16 protein-coding genes are annotated in these 19,251 nt (G+C 40.8%); 7 read left to right on the top strand and 9 right to left on the bottom strand.

Features of this window, described 5'->3' with window-relative positions; translation table 11 throughout:
* Positions 1-45: 45 nt before the first annotated feature.
* Positions 46-783: a DUF2232 domain-containing protein gene (locus UYC_RS0125865; protein ID WP_016874392.1), complete on the bottom strand. Its 738-nt coding sequence runs from the start codon at positions 781-783 to the stop codon at positions 46-48.
* 10 nt (positions 784-793) lie between these two features.
* Entirely contained in the window at positions 794-1,492 is a 699-nt protein-coding gene (locus UYC_RS0125860; RefSeq protein ID WP_016874393.1) for a Crp/Fnr family transcriptional regulator, read from the bottom strand.
* A gap of 324 nt (positions 1,493-1,816) precedes the next feature.
* Here UYC_RS0125860 and UYC_RS38655 point away from each other — a divergent pair, with 324 nt between their 5' ends.
* Positions 1,817-1,957, top strand: coding sequence for a hypothetical protein (locus tag UYC_RS38655; RefSeq protein ID WP_016874394.1), 141 nt, complete (start codon positions 1,817-1,819; stop codon positions 1,955-1,957).
* A 340-nt stretch (positions 1,958-2,297) separates the two neighbouring features.
* The gene (locus UYC_RS0125855; protein ID WP_016874395.1) at positions 2,298-6,404 is read left to right on the top strand and encodes a hypothetical protein; all 4,107 of its coding nucleotides are present in this window, start codon (positions 2,298-2,300) and stop codon (positions 6,402-6,404) included.
* A 173-nt stretch (positions 6,405-6,577) separates the two neighbouring features.
* On the opposite strand, the gene UYC_RS0125850 is transcribed toward UYC_RS0125855, so the two are convergent.
* Positions 6,578-7,357, bottom strand: a complete 780-nt coding sequence (locus tag UYC_RS0125850; RefSeq protein ID WP_235082934.1) for a GUN4 domain-containing protein — start codon at positions 7,355-7,357, stop codon at positions 6,578-6,580.
* A 508-nt stretch (positions 7,358-7,865) separates the two neighbouring features.
* Here UYC_RS0125850 and UYC_RS0125845 point away from each other — a divergent pair.
* Complete coding sequence (locus UYC_RS0125845; RefSeq protein ID WP_016874397.1) at positions 7,866-8,144, top strand: type II toxin-antitoxin system TacA family antitoxin; 279 nt, start codon at positions 7,866-7,868, stop codon at positions 8,142-8,144.
* 4 nt (positions 8,145-8,148) lie between these two features.
* On the top strand, positions 8,149-8,655 hold the full coding sequence (locus UYC_RS0125840) for a GNAT family N-acetyltransferase (RefSeq protein ID WP_016874398.1): 507 nt from the start codon (positions 8,149-8,151) through the stop codon (positions 8,653-8,655).
* A gap of 150 nt (positions 8,656-8,805) precedes the next feature.
* Here the strand turns inward: UYC_RS0125840 and UYC_RS0125835 are convergent, their stop codons facing one another.
* Together UYC_RS0125835 and purU are read right to left on the bottom strand one after the other, a co-directional pair.
* Positions 8,806-9,426, bottom strand: a complete 621-nt coding sequence (locus UYC_RS0125835; protein ID WP_016874399.1) for a Uma2 family endonuclease — start codon at positions 9,424-9,426, stop codon at positions 8,806-8,808.
* Positions 9,427-9,501: 75 nt separating this feature from the next.
* A complete protein-coding gene (purU, locus tag UYC_RS0125830) occupies positions 9,502-10,356 on the bottom strand; it encodes a formyltetrahydrofolate deformylase (protein WP_016874400.1) in 855 nt (284 codons plus the stop codon).
* Positions 10,357-10,599: 243 nt separating this feature from the next.
* Here purU and UYC_RS0125825 point away from each other — a divergent pair, with 243 nt between their 5' ends.
* Positions 10,600-10,824 carry a hypothetical protein gene (locus UYC_RS0125825; RefSeq protein ID WP_235082935.1) on the top strand — a complete coding sequence of 75 codons (225 nt, stop codon included), beginning with the start codon at positions 10,600-10,602 and terminating at the stop codon, positions 10,822-10,824.
* A gap of 117 nt (positions 10,825-10,941) precedes the next feature.
* Here UYC_RS0125825 and UYC_RS0125820 read toward each other — a convergent pair whose 3' ends face one another.
* The 4 genes from UYC_RS0125820 to UYC_RS0125805 form a co-directional block, all read right to left on the bottom strand.
* Complete coding sequence (locus UYC_RS0125820) at positions 10,942-11,559, bottom strand: DUF4340 domain-containing protein (RefSeq protein WP_016874402.1); 618 nt, start codon at positions 11,557-11,559, stop codon at positions 10,942-10,944.
* Between the two features lie 118 nt (positions 11,560-11,677).
* Positions 11,678-13,234, bottom strand: coding sequence for a GldG family protein (locus UYC_RS0125815; RefSeq protein WP_016874403.1), 1,557 nt, complete (start codon positions 13,232-13,234; stop codon positions 11,678-11,680).
* Between the two features lie 53 nt (positions 13,235-13,287).
* On the bottom strand, positions 13,288-14,100 hold the full coding sequence (locus tag UYC_RS0125810) for an ABC transporter permease (RefSeq protein WP_016874404.1): 813 nt from the start codon (positions 14,098-14,100) through the stop codon (positions 13,288-13,290).
* Positions 14,101-15,114: an ABC transporter ATP-binding protein gene (locus UYC_RS0125805; RefSeq protein ID WP_016874405.1), complete on the bottom strand. Its 1,014-nt coding sequence runs from the start codon at positions 15,112-15,114 to the stop codon at positions 14,101-14,103. It lies immediately after the preceding gene.
* A 492-nt stretch (positions 15,115-15,606) separates the two neighbouring features.
* On the opposite strand from UYC_RS0125805, the gene UYC_RS0125785 reads away from it, so the two are divergent.
* Positions 15,607-17,703: an S-layer homology domain-containing protein gene (locus tag UYC_RS0125785; RefSeq protein ID WP_016874407.1), complete on the top strand. Its 2,097-nt coding sequence runs from the start codon at positions 15,607-15,609 to the stop codon at positions 17,701-17,703.
* 69 nt (positions 17,704-17,772) lie between these two features.
* Positions 17,773-18,459, top strand: coding sequence for a hypothetical protein (locus tag UYC_RS0125780; protein ID WP_016874408.1), 687 nt, complete (start codon positions 17,773-17,775; stop codon positions 18,457-18,459).
* The last annotated feature ends 792 nt before the right edge of the window (positions 18,460-19,251 follow it).

The raw sequence follows: 19,251 nt of genomic DNA, 5'->3' as shown, positions 1-19,251 counted from the left end.
TCATTAGCTTAGAACAAATAACAAAGGACAAAGGACAAGTGACCATTACTCATAATCCATCAAAACTTGTACCCAGCGTGGCGGGCGGGGAATGGGGTTGCCTAAGCGATCCAAGAGCAGCCATGCTGCTAGATGTACGACGAATAGGTAAATAAAATTGTTGAATACGATTAAAGCGATCGCTCCGAGATTGATCGTATAAACACTGGGAGATGATAGTATACCCAGCCTGAGGAATAACCACTCGATCATATCTGTGACTTGGTTAATTACATAAACCCAAAGGTCTTCCCCTGACAACAAAGATAACAGCCACAACCGAAAAAATACCCCTACAGTGCCCAATATTGCACCCAAGCTGATCGAAACAATCCAGGGAACGCGGCGATGCCAAGTTGCCCCTAAAAGTACTCCCATAAAACCAAAAGGCATGACAAATAGCGAACTGCGAACAGGCCCCATCAACACCGATAGCAGCAAACCACAAGTGACTGCTGCCATCCATGCTGCTCTTTGGCCCCAACGCAGGTAGACTAGAGCGATCGGTACTGGGAAAAATATCCGCAACACCGGGCCTAAGGGAAAATAAAAATTAATAAACCAAATTAAGCTAGCGGCACTGGCTAAAAATGCTGTTTCCACCATTCTCAATGGTGCATCCAGCTTTAATTGGGGTTGTCTTAAATGATTTTGTTTATCTGTATATGAAGAAGTTACAGAGTCGTAGGGTTGGGGGTTGGGACGTTCTTCTGGCTCATCGGTTGGAGAATCTATAATGCTCATATTAGAGAATCTAAACAATCATTCTTTCTAAAGCTGACACATCTGGGATACAAATAACCTCCTGATCCCTTTTGATCAACCCTTTCTTTTCTAGTCTTGTCAACACTCTTGTCACTGTTTCCCGTGCCAGTCCGCTTAAACTACTTAATTCCCGATGAGGCAAATTAGGAATTTCTGTTCCCGTTTCTCCTTTTTTCCCTTGTCCCTCTGCCAAAAATAATAACGTATCTGCTACACGCGATTGGCTATCAGATTCCCGCAAACGCAATCGCCGATTAACTTGCCGCAAGCGTCGTGCCATTAGTTGCGCCAATCTTACTCCTGCCAAAGGTTCTGTTTGAAGTAACTTGAGAAAATCTTGAGCAGGCATACTACCGATCGCAGTCGTAGTCAAAGTGATCACGTCAGTGGAGCGAGGCACTTCGTCGAGTGCAGCCATTTCACCGAATAATTCTCCTTTACCGATGATATTTAGCGTTACTTCTTTACCTTCTAAATTGTAAGTACGAATTTTTACCCATCCCTCAATAATAAAATATACAGAACCTCCCCAATCATTTTCCAGCAGGATCACTTGATTGGCTGGGTGAGTGCGGGTCACAAGATGAGTCAGGGCTACTTCTATAGCGCTTGCGGGCAATCCTTGAAAAAAGGGAGCCGATAAAATCCAAGGATTGGCGGGTGTCTGGACGCTATGCCGATCTTCCATTACGAAATCTAATTGATAAACGCTGCAGTAAACACAACAAACAAAAGCGCCATTCTCAGCCTCAGTACAATTCGTCGTGAATTAGGGTAAGAAAACAATAGTGCCGATCGCTCTAGGTAAAGAGTTGGACTTCAGGCTACTTCCGAACCCCTTTTCATGATCACGTGTACTAAACTATCAAAGCACAAGCCCTTTCCAAGATAAAACTAAACTATGTTACACAATCAAGTGACAAGAGGATTCTCAACTATTTTTACCTGGTGCTGAAAACTAGGTAAAGTTTGGGTGGGTGTTTCGCCCGTCTTTGGAACTGGTACAAGATATATGGCTGGCTACCTATACTCAACCATGATGACTGGAGTACAGGCAAGTTATATCAATCATACTCAAGCTCCTAAATTTTTGCTAAGGCTGTTTTTAGCGCTTGCTGAAATTTGTAGCAATCATGCCTATCGCCGAAATTAACCGCTTGTTGTAAAATATTTCGTTTTAGTAACTTCTTAAAATTAAAAAGAAATTTTGGAACTTTTGGAAAATTAGGTTGAGGTTGGTTTTTTAGCTCATATTTACAAAGAGTACAGATGGTCGGAATGAACTGACCAGTTTAACAAGAGGTTAAAAATTAAAAATAATGCATAACCTTTGGTTTTTTAGTACCGTGTAAACACCGAGCAGCTTTCTTGGGGGTAGCGAACTAAGTGGCGATCGCCCACGAGTTCGGAACGCTCAACTGATGCATAACATCATCACAGTAGTAATTAAAGTAATTTCTGCACTATCAGACGTACAGTTTTAGCGAAGGTAAATGAAAGTGACTTCCCGCACAACTGAAATTCAAACATTGATCGCAGACATTGATAGTTTACTTACCAACAAACGCCTCTCTAAGCTCCTCTCTAGCGAAGGGGAGCAACCAAAACAAGTTTTAGAAAGAGTTCGTAACTTTCTTGTGAGTTGCACGGAAACTGAGGCGGAAGTAGGTAGCCCAGAAAACGAGGAACAACACCAGCAACAGCGACTGCTGTCACCTTTACTAGCGAGATTTGTTGTTAAAAATAATCACTCTTCATCACGGCACAAGCAACCCAACCAAGACACAGAAGATGTGAATTCAACCGAGACGAACGCATTTTCGTCATTGCTGGCACCATTACAAGCAGAAATACAAGGGCTTTTACAAGAGCGGGCAAGCCTTGTTCAGGAAATTAGGCAGCTAGAACAAAGGCGTTTACAAAGCTACTCCCTTGCCCAGCAGTTGGCGAATCAAGAACAAATTATTACAGATTTTTTACAAGCGGTAACAAATCGGCTAGGGGGCAATTTCCAGCCTCAGAAGCCGCCAGCTTTGGCGAATTCTTCGCAGGAGCAATGGCTCGCCCTTGGTGCTGCTGGTTCGTCTGTGGCAAACAACAAAGGCGATATAGAACCAGCATCTTCTGGTGAACCTTTATTGGAGTCACAAGATCAGTTGGCGCGGTTAACACGTCTTGCTAATGAATTGGATCGACGATTACTTGCCCTTGATGGCAGTGTAAATGTGGTGTTTGAGTCCCTACAGCGCAATATTCACACCTACAATGAGTCGTTGTCCCAGGCATTAGCAAGAATGTACAGCAAGGGGCTGCAAGGAGAACAGTTATTGACGGGCTTGATTAATAATTTTGCCCAGCAGGCGCAGCTACAAATTAGTTCTCAAGAACCGTTTACCATTGATATCCATAAAGAAACGCTACCTGCCAATCTCAGAAGTTTACAGGCAGGTAATACAAGTTCGGAATCTACACAAGAAGATACTTCAGCTACATTTACCAGTAATTTCCAAGCAACCGACTCTGTGCTTAGTGAGGATAATTTAGGGACAGAGCTAACTCAAGACGAGCAAAACACGCCGGATGCTACTAATATCACTACTAATGAATTAGAGCCGGAAAGCTCTGTGTCAATTCGTGATGAAGTAGAGCAACTTTATGCTAGTTTGTTTGGAACTGAAATTGTAGCTAACTCTGAAACTCCTTCTGAGGAAGTGAATAATGAAGTTGCAGAGCATGAGCTAACTGTTGATGAAACTACTGCTATCAATCAGCAAATATCAGAAATTTTTCATCAAGAAGTAACTGTCGAAAATACAGTTGTCCCAGAAGAAACATCTGTTGATGAAACTACTACAATCAATCAGCAAATATCAGAATTATTTCATCAAGAAGTAACTGTCGAAAATAAAGATGTTCCAGAAGAATTTCTGGTTGATGAAACTAATAATATCAGTCAACAAGAATCAGAATTTGTTCCTCAAGAAGTAGTTTTTGAAGCTCCTAATCTCCCAGATGAATTACCTGATGATTTTTTGAATAATATTGAAACTCAGACTCCAGACACCAGCGATGAAGTTCAACTACCGGATTCTATTTTTGGTGGCTCAGATCCTTGGTTTGACGAACCAGATGCGGGTTTGTTAGATTCAGGCAATGCCAACGCAATCAATACACAAGATATATCCGAAGTTGTCAGGGAACAATTATTAGATTTATCGAATAAGATTGAATTTACGGAAGAGACACAGAATTCATCTTTGCCACCAGAAGAGCTAATTAGTGCTGAGACAACTACAAATTTCGGCATTAGTGAACAGGTATCTGAAGTAGAGTTACACGCATCAGTTCCCACAACCGAGGAAGAAGGCATTTCCTCAGATAACTATGTTGTTGCTTCACCACAGGAAAATTTACTGGCACACGCAGAAAATCAGAATTCAGATGTACCGGAAATTTCCTTGAATCGAGAGCAATTACAGCAATTGGATCTGGATTTAGCTAATTTTGATGAACAAAATCATTTGGAGCAGCAGCCTGCTAAAAATTTAGAATATCAAGAACCAGTCGAGGGACAACTGGCTACTACTTTTTCTGGTACACAGTTAGCTGCAACTGAAAGAAAGGAAGAGACAACAGATTCCTCAGAAATTATTTTGCCTTCAGATTCTAAGTTTGGAAATATTACAGAATCTAGGTACAATAATCGGAACTCAGCTTGGTATCTCGGTATTGATTTGGGTACAACGGGGATTTCTGCGGTACTGTTAAATCGCTCTACGGCAGAATTACATCCTCTCTATTGGTCAGCAGAAAACCAACCAGAAGCAATTGCTAACACCAAAGCATTTCGTTTACCAGCAGAAGTTTATTTGCCGCCCACAGCTTATTCTGGACATCACTTAGAAACAGAAACTAAACAAGCACAGGAGCAAGCTAATGCGAACAATGCACCTGCGGTGTCACAAAATCTTTTTTCAGCACAGTTAAAACCCTATTTGCAAATCGCCCTCCCCTATAAAAACGAACGGCAAAAATGGGAACCAGTATTGCAGTTCAATGAAGTTGCGATGGTTCCTTTGGTTTGGGTAACGCGATCGCTCTCAAAATTGCTGTTGACGTTAAAATCCGATCGCAATAGCACGACTCTCGGTTTAACAGCATCGGCTGCTGGTTTAGATCAACAAATCTTCCACGATGCGATCGATAATATTGCTGGTGTCATCTGCACCTGTCCTTGGAATTGGACGGAACAATATCGTTTTAACATTCGCGAAGCCTTGCTGATTAGCAAAATTGTCCAGCATCCTCAACAAGTGTTTTTTGTCGAGGAAACGATCGCCTGTTTGCTTTCAGAACTCGATGGAGCTAACGGTGAAGTCGTCAAATTAAGTGAGAGCCAAGTTCCTCATGCTGCCAAAATTAGCGATCGCCCTCTGGTTGGCAACACTCTGGTAATAAATATTGGGGTATCGGCAACAGAAATGGCATTGGTTGATTTGCCAGAAAACCTGGAAGACTTAACCCACGATAATTTTATGCTCCACGGTTTTGCTTATGCAGCTAAGGGAATAGAGCAAGATATAATCTGCCAATTGCTGTTATCACCAAAATGGCGACAACCGATTAGCTCCAATCAAGACAATAGCAATGCAACAAGCGGTAATGCCTGGAACTGGCAACCAGCCGTTTATGGTGTGGAGAAATTGAGATTTGCGGATTTGGGGTTAGAATCATTGACTTTACCGCGCCCTGGGGAACCGGATGTTGGCGATCGCATTCGTCTTCAGCAACGACTCGAAAGCTCTTTACTTGGTAAGGCGGTTTTGGATGCAGCCATAGCCTTAAAGTTAATTTTGCAACACCAAGAATCTTTTAGCATGGAATTGTCGGATCAGCGTTGGAACCTCCAGCGACGGGATTTAGAAAGCCTAGTCTTTGTCCCGTTTGTGCGCCGCCTCAACCGTGAACTCAACAAGTTGTTGGTAGCAAAAGGCATACCAACAGAAGCAATTCAGCAAGCAATTTTGACTGGTGGCACAGCTAGTTTGGGTGCAGTTTCTCGTTGGCTGCGGCAAAAACTCCCCAACGCCAGGATTATTCAAGATGCGTACATGGATGAAAATGGCAGTCCGATTTGCAGCCGGGTAGCCTATGGTTTAGCGATGCTGCCTCTACATCCGCAGGTTTTAGAGGTACCCAAGCAACAGTACACCGATTATTTCCTGTTTACAGAGTTACTGCGCCTGATTCCAGAGCGAGCCGTATCTTTAAACGATGTGATCGAATTATTCGAGAATCGTGGCATCAATACTCGTACTTGTCAGCAACGCCTACTAGCTTTTCTAGAAGGTGAACTACCTCCTGGTTTTTTGCCTAGCGGTACAGCCTATAACTGGCTTGCCCAAATTTCTAGAGAAAATTCAGATTATAAGGCGATCGCAGAAGCACCACTTTTTGAAAAACAAGGCAACTTTATCTATCGTCCCAATACCACACAATTGCAGTCTCTGCGTCACTATCTGGATATCATCAAAGCCAGTACTCAGCAATCTTTGGAGGAACCCTACACGGTGAATTTTGCCTTAGGGGTTGTGCGTTGATAGAATTCAGAATTCAGAACAGAAGAGGGATTGGGGATTGGGGATTAGGAATTAGGAACCTAGTACCCAATTCTCGATACCCCATGAGTCAGTTTTGTCACATCCACGTGTTCGACTGCGACAATTACGTGATTGCCTTAACGGCACAACACTTGTCTCCACTCACTCAACTACTACAGCTTTAGAAAGATTTCATCGAACCTCAACAGAAAGTAACCCGTCCAGCCCTTAGAGTAGCTCCAATAACCACTTAGCGCGAAAATGTATTCTCTTGGTAAACTCCCTTGAGGAGCCTCAATGCCATAGTTGAAGGAATCCCACGGAGATAGCCATCTACTACCGACACGCCAATGAACAGATTGAGCAAATTTATTTTCGCTAATTGTCTGTGTAGATATGCTATCAGATGACTCGCAACCGAGCATACGCCAAATCTTACTTTGAACGCTAAATCCAAAGCGACCATTGCTATATTTAGTCCAAAGTTGATCAATAGCCGATAGAGCCTGGGGAAAAAGAGCTTTAACATCCTCTGGTAATAACCAACCTTCCTTTTCTCGACCTGCTAATTCAAGCAAAAGCCGTTTAGTTTCATGGTCAGCATCTTTCAATTTGCCCAACTCAAGTAGTTTATCCAGCTTTTCGCAATTGAGAAAAATTTCGACAGATTGCTTCTGCTCAGATTCTACTTTGCTTTGAGTAGTTTGGGGTTGATAAGATTTTAGGAATTCATAGGCGGCATTAATTTGCTTCATCTTCTCTTCTGCCTTCTGCTGTAGTCTTGGATTGTAGGAGAAACGGTCTGGGTGCCAAACCTTAGCTAAATCCTTGTAAGCCTGCTTAATGTCATCCTGCGATGCTCCTGCTTCAATTTCAAGAACCTGATAGTGTATATGTGGTTTCATAATCGCGATTCTATTTAGGCTATGAATTTTCAATAATAAATTTTTCAACTTGCAGAATTGCTTGATCGATCAAATTGATAATTGCCTCAACAGCATTTTTATTTTCTTCTAATGGTGCAAGCTCTTGAGCTAAAGTACGACGAGCAGCATCACGATAGCAGCGATTGTCACAAAACTATTTTGGTTGGGCAACATATTGGAGAATATTAATGTGCTTGTAATCTACACTTGTTTAGGATACCCAAACCTTATTAGGGACTTAGCATTACCTTCGTATTAAGACATTTAGTTCAACAATTTTTGTAGGGTGGGCACTGCCTAACTTTCCCCAAACTCTTATTTTTACGTTGTGAACAGTGCCCACCTTACGGTTATTGCGATCGCTAGTTCTGAAATTCTTCAGGTGCAAGCAAACTCGCCCTTTACAGACACGAATTAGAAGGTTACAGATCTAATGCTTGTAGCTTTTTTTCTTTAAAAAAGTTTTTACCTACTGATTGTCAGGACAATGTGTGTATGTTAACTTTGGCTTAGAGAGAATAGCCTAATTAAACGTATGAGTCACCTAACCGAATCTAGGACTGAACGGATTGATATCCGTACTAGCTCTAGCGTTAAAAAGCTTTTACAGCAAGCAGCAGCAGCAAGTCATAAAAATGTTAGTGAATTTCTGCTTGAACATGGCTTGCAAGCTGCACAAGAAACTTTAACAAATCGAAAGCTTTTTGCGCTAAACGATGAGCAATGGCAAGCTTTTCAAGACGCTCTTGATGCTCCATGTGTTGAAAAACCACGTTTACGTCGTTTGTTAACTGAGCCTAGCGTATTTGAGTAGTCTTGTGGCATCTAACAATTTATATATTACTAAATTATCAAAATCCCACAATCTAAAAAACTTTGATTGTGGGAATTCTGATTTAAACAATTATTTAAACAAATATGCTTTAAAAAATCAGCAATCTGATAGCTCAACAACCTATGTCGCTTGCTTAGAAAGTGATGTAATTGGTTATTACATTATCACCGTAGCGTCCGTTATTCACGAGAATGCACCACCTCGTATATCTAAAGGTTTACCAAAATATCCTATCCCTGTAGCTTTATTAGCTCGGTTAGCGGTAAGCAAAGAATTTCAAAAAAGAGGTATAGGGAGAGGATTACTAAAAAACTGCTTAATTCGTGTAAACCAAGCATCTGATCTGATTGGTATTCGTGCATTATTAGTTCACGCGAAAGATGAGAACGCGCGTGGCTGGTATCAACAATTTGATTTTGAACCTAGCCCAACAGATCCATTACATTTATTTCTGATGCTAAAAGATATTCGCGCTATGCTAGAAAGTTAAAAAGAACTCTTCGCGTAAGATGAGATGTATTAGCCATAGCAAAAGATTGAATAGTAAGCTTCTCTAATTTTTTTCTTAATTTTTGATTTCTACTGATTGGGCGATCGCTAATCTATAGTTGATTGCTCTTTTCCAGATAGTTCTAACGCCTTAGCGCCCGACACGAAAAACTTGATCGGCAGTCAAATTTAGTTCTGGGAATGTTGGTGATTGAATGCGCGAGCCTTGCCGAAACTGGCTGACTTGATACTCACCTTCAACCAACTGGCAGACAGAGATAGTCGGCTGTTTAGGGTTACCGATAAATGCCCTACCACCTAATGCGGCGTAATCCACAATCCAGTACTCAGGAATACCCATTTCCTCATAATCGGCGCGTTTCTTGTAATAGTCGTCCCGCCGGTTACTGCTGACAACTTCAACAATCAACTTTACACTTGCAGCATTCTCAATGATCGATTCATTTTCCCAGCGATGTTCACTGCTTAAGGCTTGTTGATTCAAAACAATGATGTCAGGTTCATACCCTGATTCACTGGTAGGTTTAACAATCGATTCTCTGGGAATAGTCCAAATACCGCGTTTTCCTATCTGGATAATTGCTAGAACTAATTCTTCTATCAGGAAGCCAGTCACATTGGAATGCTGTCCAGTCGGCTTTGGCATTTCGACAATTACTCCATCGTGCAGTTCGTAGCGCACCTCCGAGCTTTCTGGTAGCCACTCAATAAATTCATCAAAGGTTATTTGTTTGGGTAAAGCTTGAGTCATGCTGTACCGCCTTCGTGTGAGTAATGCATCTGTTACGCTGCCCTCTTGTCTTTATTCTGATTGCTTTTCGATAAATTACTCAAATACTACTGTACGGTTTCTATACACCAACACGCGATTCTGTAAATGCAAACGCACTGCTCTTGCCAATACAACTCTCTCTAAATCCTTACCTTTTCTAATCAAATCTTCAACTTCATCACGGTGGCTAACTCGCACTACATCTTGTTCAATAATTGGCCCTGCATCTAAATCAGAAGTCACATAATGCGCTGTGGCACCAATAATTTTCACACCACGTTCAAAAGCTTTATGATAAGGATTTGCTCCTACAAATGCTGGTAAAAATGAGTGGTGAATATTGATAATTTGTGGAAATTTAGTAATAAAATCAGCACTCAAAATTTGCATATATTTTGCCAATACAACTAAATCTATTTTGTACTGCTGCAACAATTCTAGTTGTTTGGATTCTTGTTCAATTTTATTTTCTTTTGTAATCGGAAGATAGTGATAGTCAATACCAAATTGCTCTGCCATCTCTCTTAGATGGGGATGGTTACTGATAATTAAGGGAATTTCAGCAGTAAATTCTTTGGCACGATTGCGCCAAATCAAGTCCAACAAACAATGATCTTGCTGGCTAACCCAAATTGCTATGCGAGGAACAGTATCGGAAAAGTGTAGTTCCCATTGAGCTTGTAAAGGTTGGGCGATCGCATTAAATGCAGGTGCTATTAACTCACGGGGTAAATTAAAGCCTGTTAATTGCCATTCAATACGCGTCAAAAATAAGCCTGCTGCAAAATCTGTGTGTTGATCTGCATGGATAATATTGCCACCATTAGAATAGATAAAATTCGCAAATTTCGCCACTAGTCCCCGTTGATCGGGGCAAGAGATTAACAAAGTTGCTGTTGGACTTGTCATAAGAACGTTAGTATATTGAAAGGTTGATGTTAGTAAGGATAGCTGTATTTCAGCTTGATTAAGTTTGCAAAGTTAATATGTTTTTTTTAATAGAGCTTTTATTATTATAAGAACTTTGTAGTATTAACTCAGTTATTATGGTTAATTGTCTAGAAATCAGTTGAAATTAAGAATATAACAATAATCATGGACATCAGAGAACACAATATTCTCTTTTACATAGTTATCTTAATTTACTTAATAATGTCTTACTGTTTCTTTACTAGTTGGTTGGAGTTATTTTTACAAGACAAAGAAATGAATGCAGTAGAGCGTTCTTTTTCTATTGTCATTTTAGTGGTAGCTACTATTCTGTGGCCGATAATAGTTCCTTTTGCGTATTTGGAGTTATTAAGGTTTCACAAAAAACATAAAGAGTCTATTGATAGATTAATGAATGAGTCCACCTCTAATATTGGCGATCGCTAAGTCAAAAATGCTGTTTTTTTAATAAAAAATTTAAAATTTGTATATTTAAGATAACGCACAATCACCCACCTTTTGACTGTAGTGGGTGACGGTGCAAATTCCAGTAAATATAATCATTCAATTTTGTGGAGTTGGTAAATTGAGGCTAGGCAAAGGTTTGCCTTCACCAACATCTGGAGTTTGTTTCCACTCTGATAGTTCGCGATTGACTGCGTTTTCAAAATCTTTGGATACTAGTAGCACATCTACATTCCCAGTTGATTTACGATCGGGATCGGCTTGAGCATACACAAAACTACGCTTAAAGTCGGGCTTACCCAAAATTAACTGATGACTTTGCTGATTTTTTAGTGCAATGACGATTGTTGATTGGGGTTGAGCTAAACCAAATTCTGCAAGCCGATCAACTGGAATTGATAAAGTGCGATCGCTTTTACCCTTGACCAATAAATCCATTAAATAAGATACGATCGCGTCACTAGCTGGGGCTTGTTGGGGAGATGTCATCAACCACTTTGGTTGCTTAGAATTACTGTTACGCTCCAAATTGAGAGTATAATCTTTGGTTTTTACTGTCAAAGACTGCACATCATCTGCTGTAAAAGAGAAAATTTGCTGTGTTTTTTCTTGTATTTTCTCTTGTTGAGTCTTTGAGTAAAACTCATAGAAGTAAACAAAACCCCCCAAACCCAAAGCTAATAGTATCAAAATTAAAGTTGTTCGCTGTAGTTTCATATTTTAGTCATTTGTCATTAGTTAACAGCAACCACTGTACGGGCGGTTTAGAAGATAAATTATCCGTTTGAACGGCAAGATTATCAATAAAACCCGCCTCTACTAACCACTAAGTTTTTTATCTTCGCAGCCACCACAGAACAAATGCTGCTGCAAACCCAATTAATGGTAAAACTAACAGAGAAGATAAGCCAATAACACTGGCTTGCAAGTTTGTCAGATTGATACGACGGTTTTTCGATTCTTTAGGGCGAATGGAAAGGGTTTGTTGATTTTGCTGAGTTGCCCAACTCACTGAATTAAGGAATACATCTCCATTTAGCTGCTGTAAAAATGAGCCATTGGTGGCAAAGTCTGAATCTCCTATGATTACCATGCGGGATTCGGTGGCAGTTGGGCTAGGGGTTGGAGATACTGCTGGTAGTTTACGCTTTAAAGCTACCCCTAATGTTAAAGGGCCTTGGCGATCGCTTTCTTTGTCGAACTGCAAATTTTCGTTTTGGAGGTCGCTTTCTGCCCAGGTATTGGGATAAGCTTTAGTCAAAAGTATAGGAGTAGCTTCAACGCCAGGCACTGGTGTGGTATAAATCGGTCGTGCTAAACGATAAAAAGAAATACCGTTACCAAAATCTTGAGTGATCGGATGTTGACCGTAATCTGTCACAATAGGCACAGCTGGGCCGAGGGCAACACTACCAGAGACATCAACCGCTAAACGATTATCCAGTTTCACACCCCATTCTGAGAGCAAACTATCGAGTTTAGGATCTGTACCCGGATCGAGCATCAGTAACAAATTACCTCCGCGATTGAGATAGTTGCGCACTGCTGCGACTTCAGTATCCAAAAGTCCTCGCTTGGGATCGGCTATCACCAAGACATTTGCATCACTGGGAACACCGGATTTTTCGGTGAGATTGAGTGGGGTTGTGGTGTAATTTTTGTTGCCCAAAGCCTCAATTGCTTGTGACATTCCACCTTCTGTTGCATCGAGCGGGCGTTCACCGTGTCCTTGCAGGAAGTAAACTTTCGCACTGGTGGGATTAACGATTTGTTGCAGACTGTTGGTTAACTTTACTTCTGAAAGGCGATCGCTAACATTTACTTTCTGCACCAATTGGCGTTTATTTCCAGATTCTAGGTAAACTTCACCATAATCTTTGACACCAAATTTTTCTGCCAGTGCAAATCTAGTTTGCGGATCGACGTACTCAAACTGGAATTGAGGGTTTTGTTGCCGATAATTGTCCAACAATTCTCGATCTTGGGAATTTTGAGCTACATCAAATACCCAAACTTTTACTGGTTGTTGTAAATTTCGCACCAATTGCTTTGATTCAGGCGCAAGGGTAAATAACTGAGTTTCTGTTAAATCTGCTCGGAAGTAGTAGCGAGTAGCTAAGAAATTAATTAACCCTAAAATTGCCAATACAGCTATAGTTGCTACCACGGCATTAGTACTAGCTTGGGTAGAACGGCGTCTCCACCAGCTACTAGTTCGGCTTTTTCCTACCAACCAAAAGCCAATAATCAGTATTCCAGAAATTATCAATGCTAGGGGTATTACTCCCCATTGATCTGTAACTAAACCTGTGATTAAACCAGCAACAACTAGGGATTGGCCTAGCCAAAACAATAGATAGTTCCAAGTTTTATGTTTCGTAATACTTTTCATTTTTTTAGTCACTTGTCCTACCTTTTTCCATACTAATGACCAATGACTAATAACTACTGGCGTTGAAAGCGGAGTGCATCAATTGATTGTGCTGTGAGAAAGATTCCTAAAATTATGTAACTGCCAAATAATACCAAGCTGCTAGTGTCAAAAATGCCTTGAATGAGATTATTGTAATGTTTCAATAGTGATAAATGACCCAAAGCTTCTCCTATCGGGCCACTAATATTTTTAGCTACTAAATCAATAAATAGCAGCAACAAAATTACTGCAAAGGTGAGTACTGCTGCCAAAATTGTGCTATCTGTCAAAGAAGAAATAAACATTCCCAACGATAATATTGCTGCTGCTAGCAAGATTAGTGCTAAATGTCCAAGCAGGGGAATGATTGGTGGCATTGTTGGAGTTGAGCCACTCAAAGCGATCGCTTCCAATGCCAACAACGGTACTACCATCGTGATAAAAAACGTTAGCACTCCCAATAATTTACCTACAGCTACCGCCCAATTAGTAACTGGTGATGTAGCTAGCAGTTCTAAAGTGCCACGCTTGCGTTCTTCGGCATAAAGTCCCATCGAGAGAATTGGCAGTACAAACAACAACAACCACCCCATCCTGTCTAGAAATGCCCGCACAAATTCATAAGGCACGTCTATTGGTGGTACTGGTACTCCAAATTGTTGTCCTTGCAAATCTGCTGCTGCTACTGCTGTTAAAATACCGTCTGGCCCCATCAAAATTAGAACCAAGAACAATCCTGCTAAAAACCAAAAAATGCCAGCGATCGCGTAAGCCAAAGGAGATACAAAATAACTCTGTAACTCTCGGCGATAAATGGCAATAATATTACTCAGTATTACACCCATTTAAGCTGCCTCCTCTTCATCAGTTATTGTTGAGTCAGCCTCATTTCCTGAAATATTTTCTTCTGTAGTTAGCTGCAAAAATACATCTTCTAATGTGGCACTAACACGTCGCATTTCGTACAAACTAAATCCAGTACGCAGCAATGCTGCGGCAATTTCCTTTCCTGGTTCTGTACCTGGTTGCGAAATTACCCGCAGGTAAATACGCCCATCTTGAATCGGAGTATGACTTGGTAGTGCTGCTGCAGTAATCGATTCTACCAGCTTCACACCTGGCAGATTTTGCAGCATTTGTTTAGCCAAACTTGCTTCACCTTCAATTTCTAATTCATAGCCTGAACCAACTGTTAATTGAGTCAACAGATGTTCGGGGGTATCGGTAGCTACTACTTTTCCGCGATTAATAATAGTCACGCGGTTACAGGTCATACTTACTTCTGGCAAAATGTGAGTCGAAAGAATAATAGTATGAGTACCAGCCAAGCTTTTAATTAAATTTCGCACCTCGATAATTTGTCGAGGATCGAGTCCCACTGTGGGTTCATCTAAAATTATTGCTGGTGGATCATGAACAATTGCCTGGGCAATACCTACTCTTTGACGATATCCTTTAGATAATTTGCGAATAATGACGCGGCGCTTTTGTTGCAAGTTGCAACGTTCAATCGCTGCTTTTACTTTCGCAGGGCGATCGCCTGCTGGTACTCCTTTAATCCGCGCCACAAAATGCAAAAATCCTTCCACTGTCATTTCTGGATATAACGGTGGTGTCTCCGGTAGATAGCCAATCTTTTGCCGCACAGCAAGAGAATTTTCGTGGACATCGAATCCAGCAATTCGGGCTGTGCCACTTGATGCGGGCAAATAACCAGCTAAAATTCTCATAGTAGTAGTCTTGCCAGCGCCATTTGGCCCTAAAAATCCTAAAATTTCCCCTTTTTCGACGTTAAAAGTTACATCAGTAATTGCTGGGGTAGAGCCGTATATTTTACTCAAATGCTCAACTTCAATCATCGGTTTGGGCTAATTGGATTGGGGATTGGGTACTGGGGATTGGGGATTGGGGATTGGGGATTGGGGATTGGGGTTTGGGAAAAGGACGCTTGAAGGAGTGAGAGTATGAAAGAGGGAAGGTATGAGGGTATTTACTCTACATTCTCTCTTTCCCTCACTCTCTCACTCCCTCACTCTCTCACTCCCTCACTCCCTCACTTCTCTTCCTAGTCCCTAGTCCCTCTTTTATCTTGCATTCTGACACCTTCTAGATTTCTTTGTTGTGACATTCTCTCATAGAGGTCTGCCTTGTAAATGACGAGTTTATGAAAATGAAACCACTTTTGAGAATAACGCAGAACACGGTACTCAAAATGCAGTCGGAAATTTTGTGTTTTGAGTTGTTTGTTCACCATATTTTGATAAGCAGACATAAAGTTCTTGTCATCAGGTAAATCAACAGTTATTTTTGATTGTCATGATTTAAAATTTTTGCTCGTATATAAATAATCAATGTCTATCCTCGTTGCTACACTTTATGTCAACCCCGTAACGGGGAATGATAAAAATGCGGGGACGCGGTTGCTTCCCTACAAAACTCTTACCCATGCCTTAAAATTATCCAGAACTGCAATCATTATTCAGCTAGCACCAGGAACTTATAGTTCTGCTAATGGTGAGCTTTTCCCGCTGATCGTTCCAGGTGGAGTGATGGTAGTGGGTAATGAAGCAACCAAAGGTCAAGATATTATCATTTCCGGAAGCGGCGAATATCAAAGTGAAAGTTTTGGAACGCAAAATATTACACTGCGATTGCTAGATGATTCTAGTCTGATGGGTGTAACGGTTACTAATTCTATTGCCAAAGGTACTGGTGTCTGGATTGAATCAACTGCTTCACCAACTTTGGCTAATAATACTTTTGTTGGCTGTGGACGTGAAGGTGTATTTGTCAGTGGTAATGCTAAACCAGCAATTCTAGATAATGTGTTTGTAGAAAATCGTGCCTCTGGGTTATTCATGGCACGGAATAGCAAAGGGGAAGTGTTGCGCAATGTTTGGCAACGTAATGCGATCGCTATCGCGATTAGTGATTTTGCTGCTCCTTTGCTTGCGAATAATCAATTCTCAGAAAACCAGACTGCGATCGCTCTTGCTAGAGAAGCACGACCGGTACTGCGGCATAATGTAATTGAAAAAAATCCCCAGGGCGGTTTGTTAGTAAACGGTAACGCTATTCCCGATCTCGGTAGCGCTCAAAACCCAGCAGGTAATATTTTTCGCGACAATGAAGCCTTTGACATTCACAATGCGACATCGAATAAATTAGTTTCCGCTGGCAACCAACTAAATCCTGTAGGCATCAAGGGTTTGGTGGAATTAAGTGCAACTGCTACAGAAACTGCCAAGTCAGTAAGTGTTAGTACTAGTTTTTCCGATCTGCGGGGGCATTGGGCAGCAGCTTTTGTGGAAGCTTTACTTAGTAAAGGTTTAATTAGCGGATTTGGCGATGGTAAGTTTCAAGCTCAAGCCCCGATGAATCGTGCTGCTTTTGCTGCCATTATTGCCAAGGCTTTTGATGTACCAGCAAAAAATCAAGTACCTAAATTTACAGATGTTAAACCTGATTTTTGGGCAGCAGCTGCCATCCAGCGTGCTGCGAGTATGGGTTTTTTAGGTGGATTCCCTGATGGAACCTTTAGAGCCGGACAAAATTTAACCAAAATCCAAGCAATTGTATCTATAGTAAATGGATTACAACTGAGTGGTGGCAATCCAAATGTGTTAGCAGTGTATCGCGATCGCGCTCAAATACCGAGTTATGCAATTGACGCCATTGCCATCGCTACTCAAAAACTACTGATAGTCAATTATCCACAAACCGAACTATTAGAACCATTGCGAGAAATCACTCGCGCTGAAGTAGCGGCATTAATTTATCAAGCATTAGTAGCCAACGGTAAACAAAAGCCCATTATCTCTCCTTATATTGTCAATCCCGATGCAGATATTCCTTCGTTTACCGACATTATGGGGCATTGGGCAGAAGGGTTCATACGGGCATTGGTAAGCATGAACTTAACTCGTGGTTTTGCCGATGGCACCTATAAACCAGACAAGCCTATGACTCGCGCTCAATATACAGCTTTAGTTGTAGCTGCGTTTAATCCAACTCCCAAACGCCCAGCACCAGATTTTACTGACGTACCTTCAGAATTTTGGGCATATAAAGCGATCCAACAAGCAGCACAAGGTGGTTTTGTCGGTGGATTTGGCGATGGCAGTTTCCGCCCGCAACACAATGTGCAAAGGTTACAAGCGATCGTCTCCTTGGTAAACGGGCTTACCTTGCCACCAGCTCATGCCGATACTTTATTAAATTTTAAGGATCGCAATAAAATCCCTGAATATGCCCGTACAGCTGTTGCAACGGCTACTGTGCAAAGAATTATAGTTAATTACCCAGATTCCAGACAAATCGAGCCTCTGCGAGAAGCAACACGGGCAGAAGTAGCAGCAATGGTGTATCAAGCTTTAGTTGCAATTGGGCGATCGCCCAGCATTCATTCACCATATATTGCTTCCCCTTTTGCTATGACCAGCAAGTAGAATTAAGAACACCTCTCAAAAAAGACACTCTTGGGACAAAACACTGTAGCAAAAAGCGCGGAAGGCTATATGCGACGGGAGCACAATTTAGCTGTATTGCCTCATGTCGATAACGCAATGTTCACACCAACCTTGGGAACATCTGCTGATTTGGCAATAGCCTTATTAATTCACTATAGTTTCGACCTCAGCGGTTATGGCGCTGCTGAACTAGTTGAGCGCTGGCAAAATCAATATCCAGATGGCTGGCTGCACTTAGCGGTGATTGAAGCTCTTTATCAAGGTCGCTACAAAGCAATATCAGTACAGCAAATACTAACACTTTGGCAGCGACGCGATCAGCCTAGTTTTCATTTCAATATGGAGTTTGAACGTCTGATTTGCGGTAAATTTCCTGAAAACTTAACCTCGTTTGCAAATCCATCCCTAAACCCTGCTCATCTTCATGAACAGAGATATCAAGCTTCTAGTTCACCTCAACTGCCATCTTATAAAAAATACCCTTCTGAGCATTTACAAATGCAGAAACCCCACTATGGGAATGTTTCTTCCACTCTCAAGCTTCCTACTCCCTTACCTCCCATCTACCCTTCCCTATCAAGCGATCGCCAGGAGACAAAGTTACTACCACCTGCTGTCAATCACCCACCGATTGAACAATTCACCCCCCACACAAGCGATCGCTCGGCATCTTTTACAGAAAAACTCAAAGCGATCGCCCAAGAAGAAAATCAAGATGAAAATAGCTTAGAGTAATCCCAAGCACTGATTACCCCTGTGTGAAATATTGTCTCAACTTCTCAGCGACAATTAAATCGTGTTTTTAACTGTTATTTCGGATCTAGCAGCTTTTGTTGAGTCTGTTGCTACAATTAAGTCTTAATTTATACTTTTATATAAATTTAATAAATCCTCTGTCAAAATAAATTTTTTATGTACAATACGTTATATAATAGCTGTTTGTATGCCGATTTTTCACGTATCCGCCTAGTTTCAGTAAAAAGCATACTTACTTACATTAATATACAGATTATTCCGGTTTCATATTTCATTCCTAATCTACTCAAGCTACGTTCATAATTTATTATTTACCTCAAGTTAATATATATCTGCAAATCTACCTCTTAAATAGAGATATTCATGACAAAATAGGGATTTGCTGAATTATGTTTAATTGAACAAATTTCATATTAACTATTAGATTAGAATCAATAAACTTTACTGGCTAAAACAAAGACTGAAATAGCATTTTCAAGAAATTTAATTTTATTTTTTTAAGAGATTTAAAAAATCTAATCTAAAAAAAGCTTGTTTAAAGTTGCATTTCAGTTATAATAAATCGTGGTGTTAAGTAGAAGGCAAATTAAAGATAGCAGAAACTAAAAGCCTTATCCCACCTGTTATCTAAGAGTTATTAGTATTTCGGATTTAAATAGTGTTCACCTACTGTCTAGAAACTAGTATTTCACATTTAGATGGTGTCCACCTAGTGTCTAAAAAATTAGCAGCTTATCATTGAATGAAGTTCACCTATTATCTTGGCTGAAT

This window comes from Chlorogloeopsis fritschii PCC 6912 (assembly GCF_000317285.1).
Classification (GTDB): Bacteria; Cyanobacteriota; Cyanobacteriia; order Cyanobacteriales; family Nostocaceae; genus Chlorogloeopsis; species Chlorogloeopsis fritschii.
Note: the sequence above shows the minus strand (reverse complement) of the source record. Positions and strands in the feature narration are given on the sequence as shown.

Coding starts and splice junctions, on each gene's coding strand:
- UYC_RS0125865 (WP_016874392.1), bottom strand. CDS start 783: ATGAGCATTATAGATTCTCCAACCGATGAGCCAGAAGAACGTCCCAAC.
- UYC_RS0125860 (WP_016874393.1), bottom strand. CDS start 1,492: ATGGAAGATCGGCATAGCGTCCAGACACCCGCCAATCCTTGGATTTTA.
- UYC_RS38655 (WP_016874394.1), top strand. CDS start 1,817: ATGGCTGGCTACCTATACTCAACCATGATGACTGGAGTACAGGCAAGT.
- UYC_RS0125855 (WP_016874395.1), top strand. CDS start 2,298: ATGAAAGTGACTTCCCGCACAACTGAAATTCAAACATTGATCGCAGAC.
- UYC_RS0125845 (WP_016874397.1), top strand. CDS start 7,866: ATGAGTCACCTAACCGAATCTAGGACTGAACGGATTGATATCCGTACT.
- UYC_RS0125835 (WP_016874399.1), bottom strand. CDS start 9,426: ATGACTCAAGCTTTACCCAAACAAATAACCTTTGATGAATTTATTGAG.
- purU (WP_016874400.1), bottom strand. CDS start 10,356: ATGACAAGTCCAACAGCAACTTTGTTAATCTCTTGCCCCGATCAACGG.
- UYC_RS0125825 (WP_235082935.1), top strand. CDS start 10,600: ATGTCTTACTGTTTCTTTACTAGTTGGTTGGAGTTATTTTTACAAGAC.
- UYC_RS0125820 (WP_016874402.1), bottom strand. CDS start 11,559: ATGAAACTACAGCGAACAACTTTAATTTTGATACTATTAGCTTTGGGT.
- UYC_RS0125815 (WP_016874403.1), bottom strand. CDS start 13,234: ATGAAAAGTATTACGAAACATAAAACTTGGAACTATCTATTGTTTTGG.
- UYC_RS0125810 (WP_016874404.1), bottom strand. CDS start 14,100: ATGGGTGTAATACTGAGTAATATTATTGCCATTTATCGCCGAGAGTTA.
- UYC_RS0125805 (WP_016874405.1), bottom strand. CDS start 15,114: ATGATTGAAGTTGAGCATTTGAGTAAAATATACGGCTCTACCCCAGCA.
- UYC_RS0125785 (WP_016874407.1), top strand. CDS start 15,607: ATGTCTATCCTCGTTGCTACACTTTATGTCAACCCCGTAACGGGGAAT.
- UYC_RS0125780 (WP_016874408.1), top strand. CDS start 17,773: ATGCGACGGGAGCACAATTTAGCTGTATTGCCTCATGTCGATAACGCA.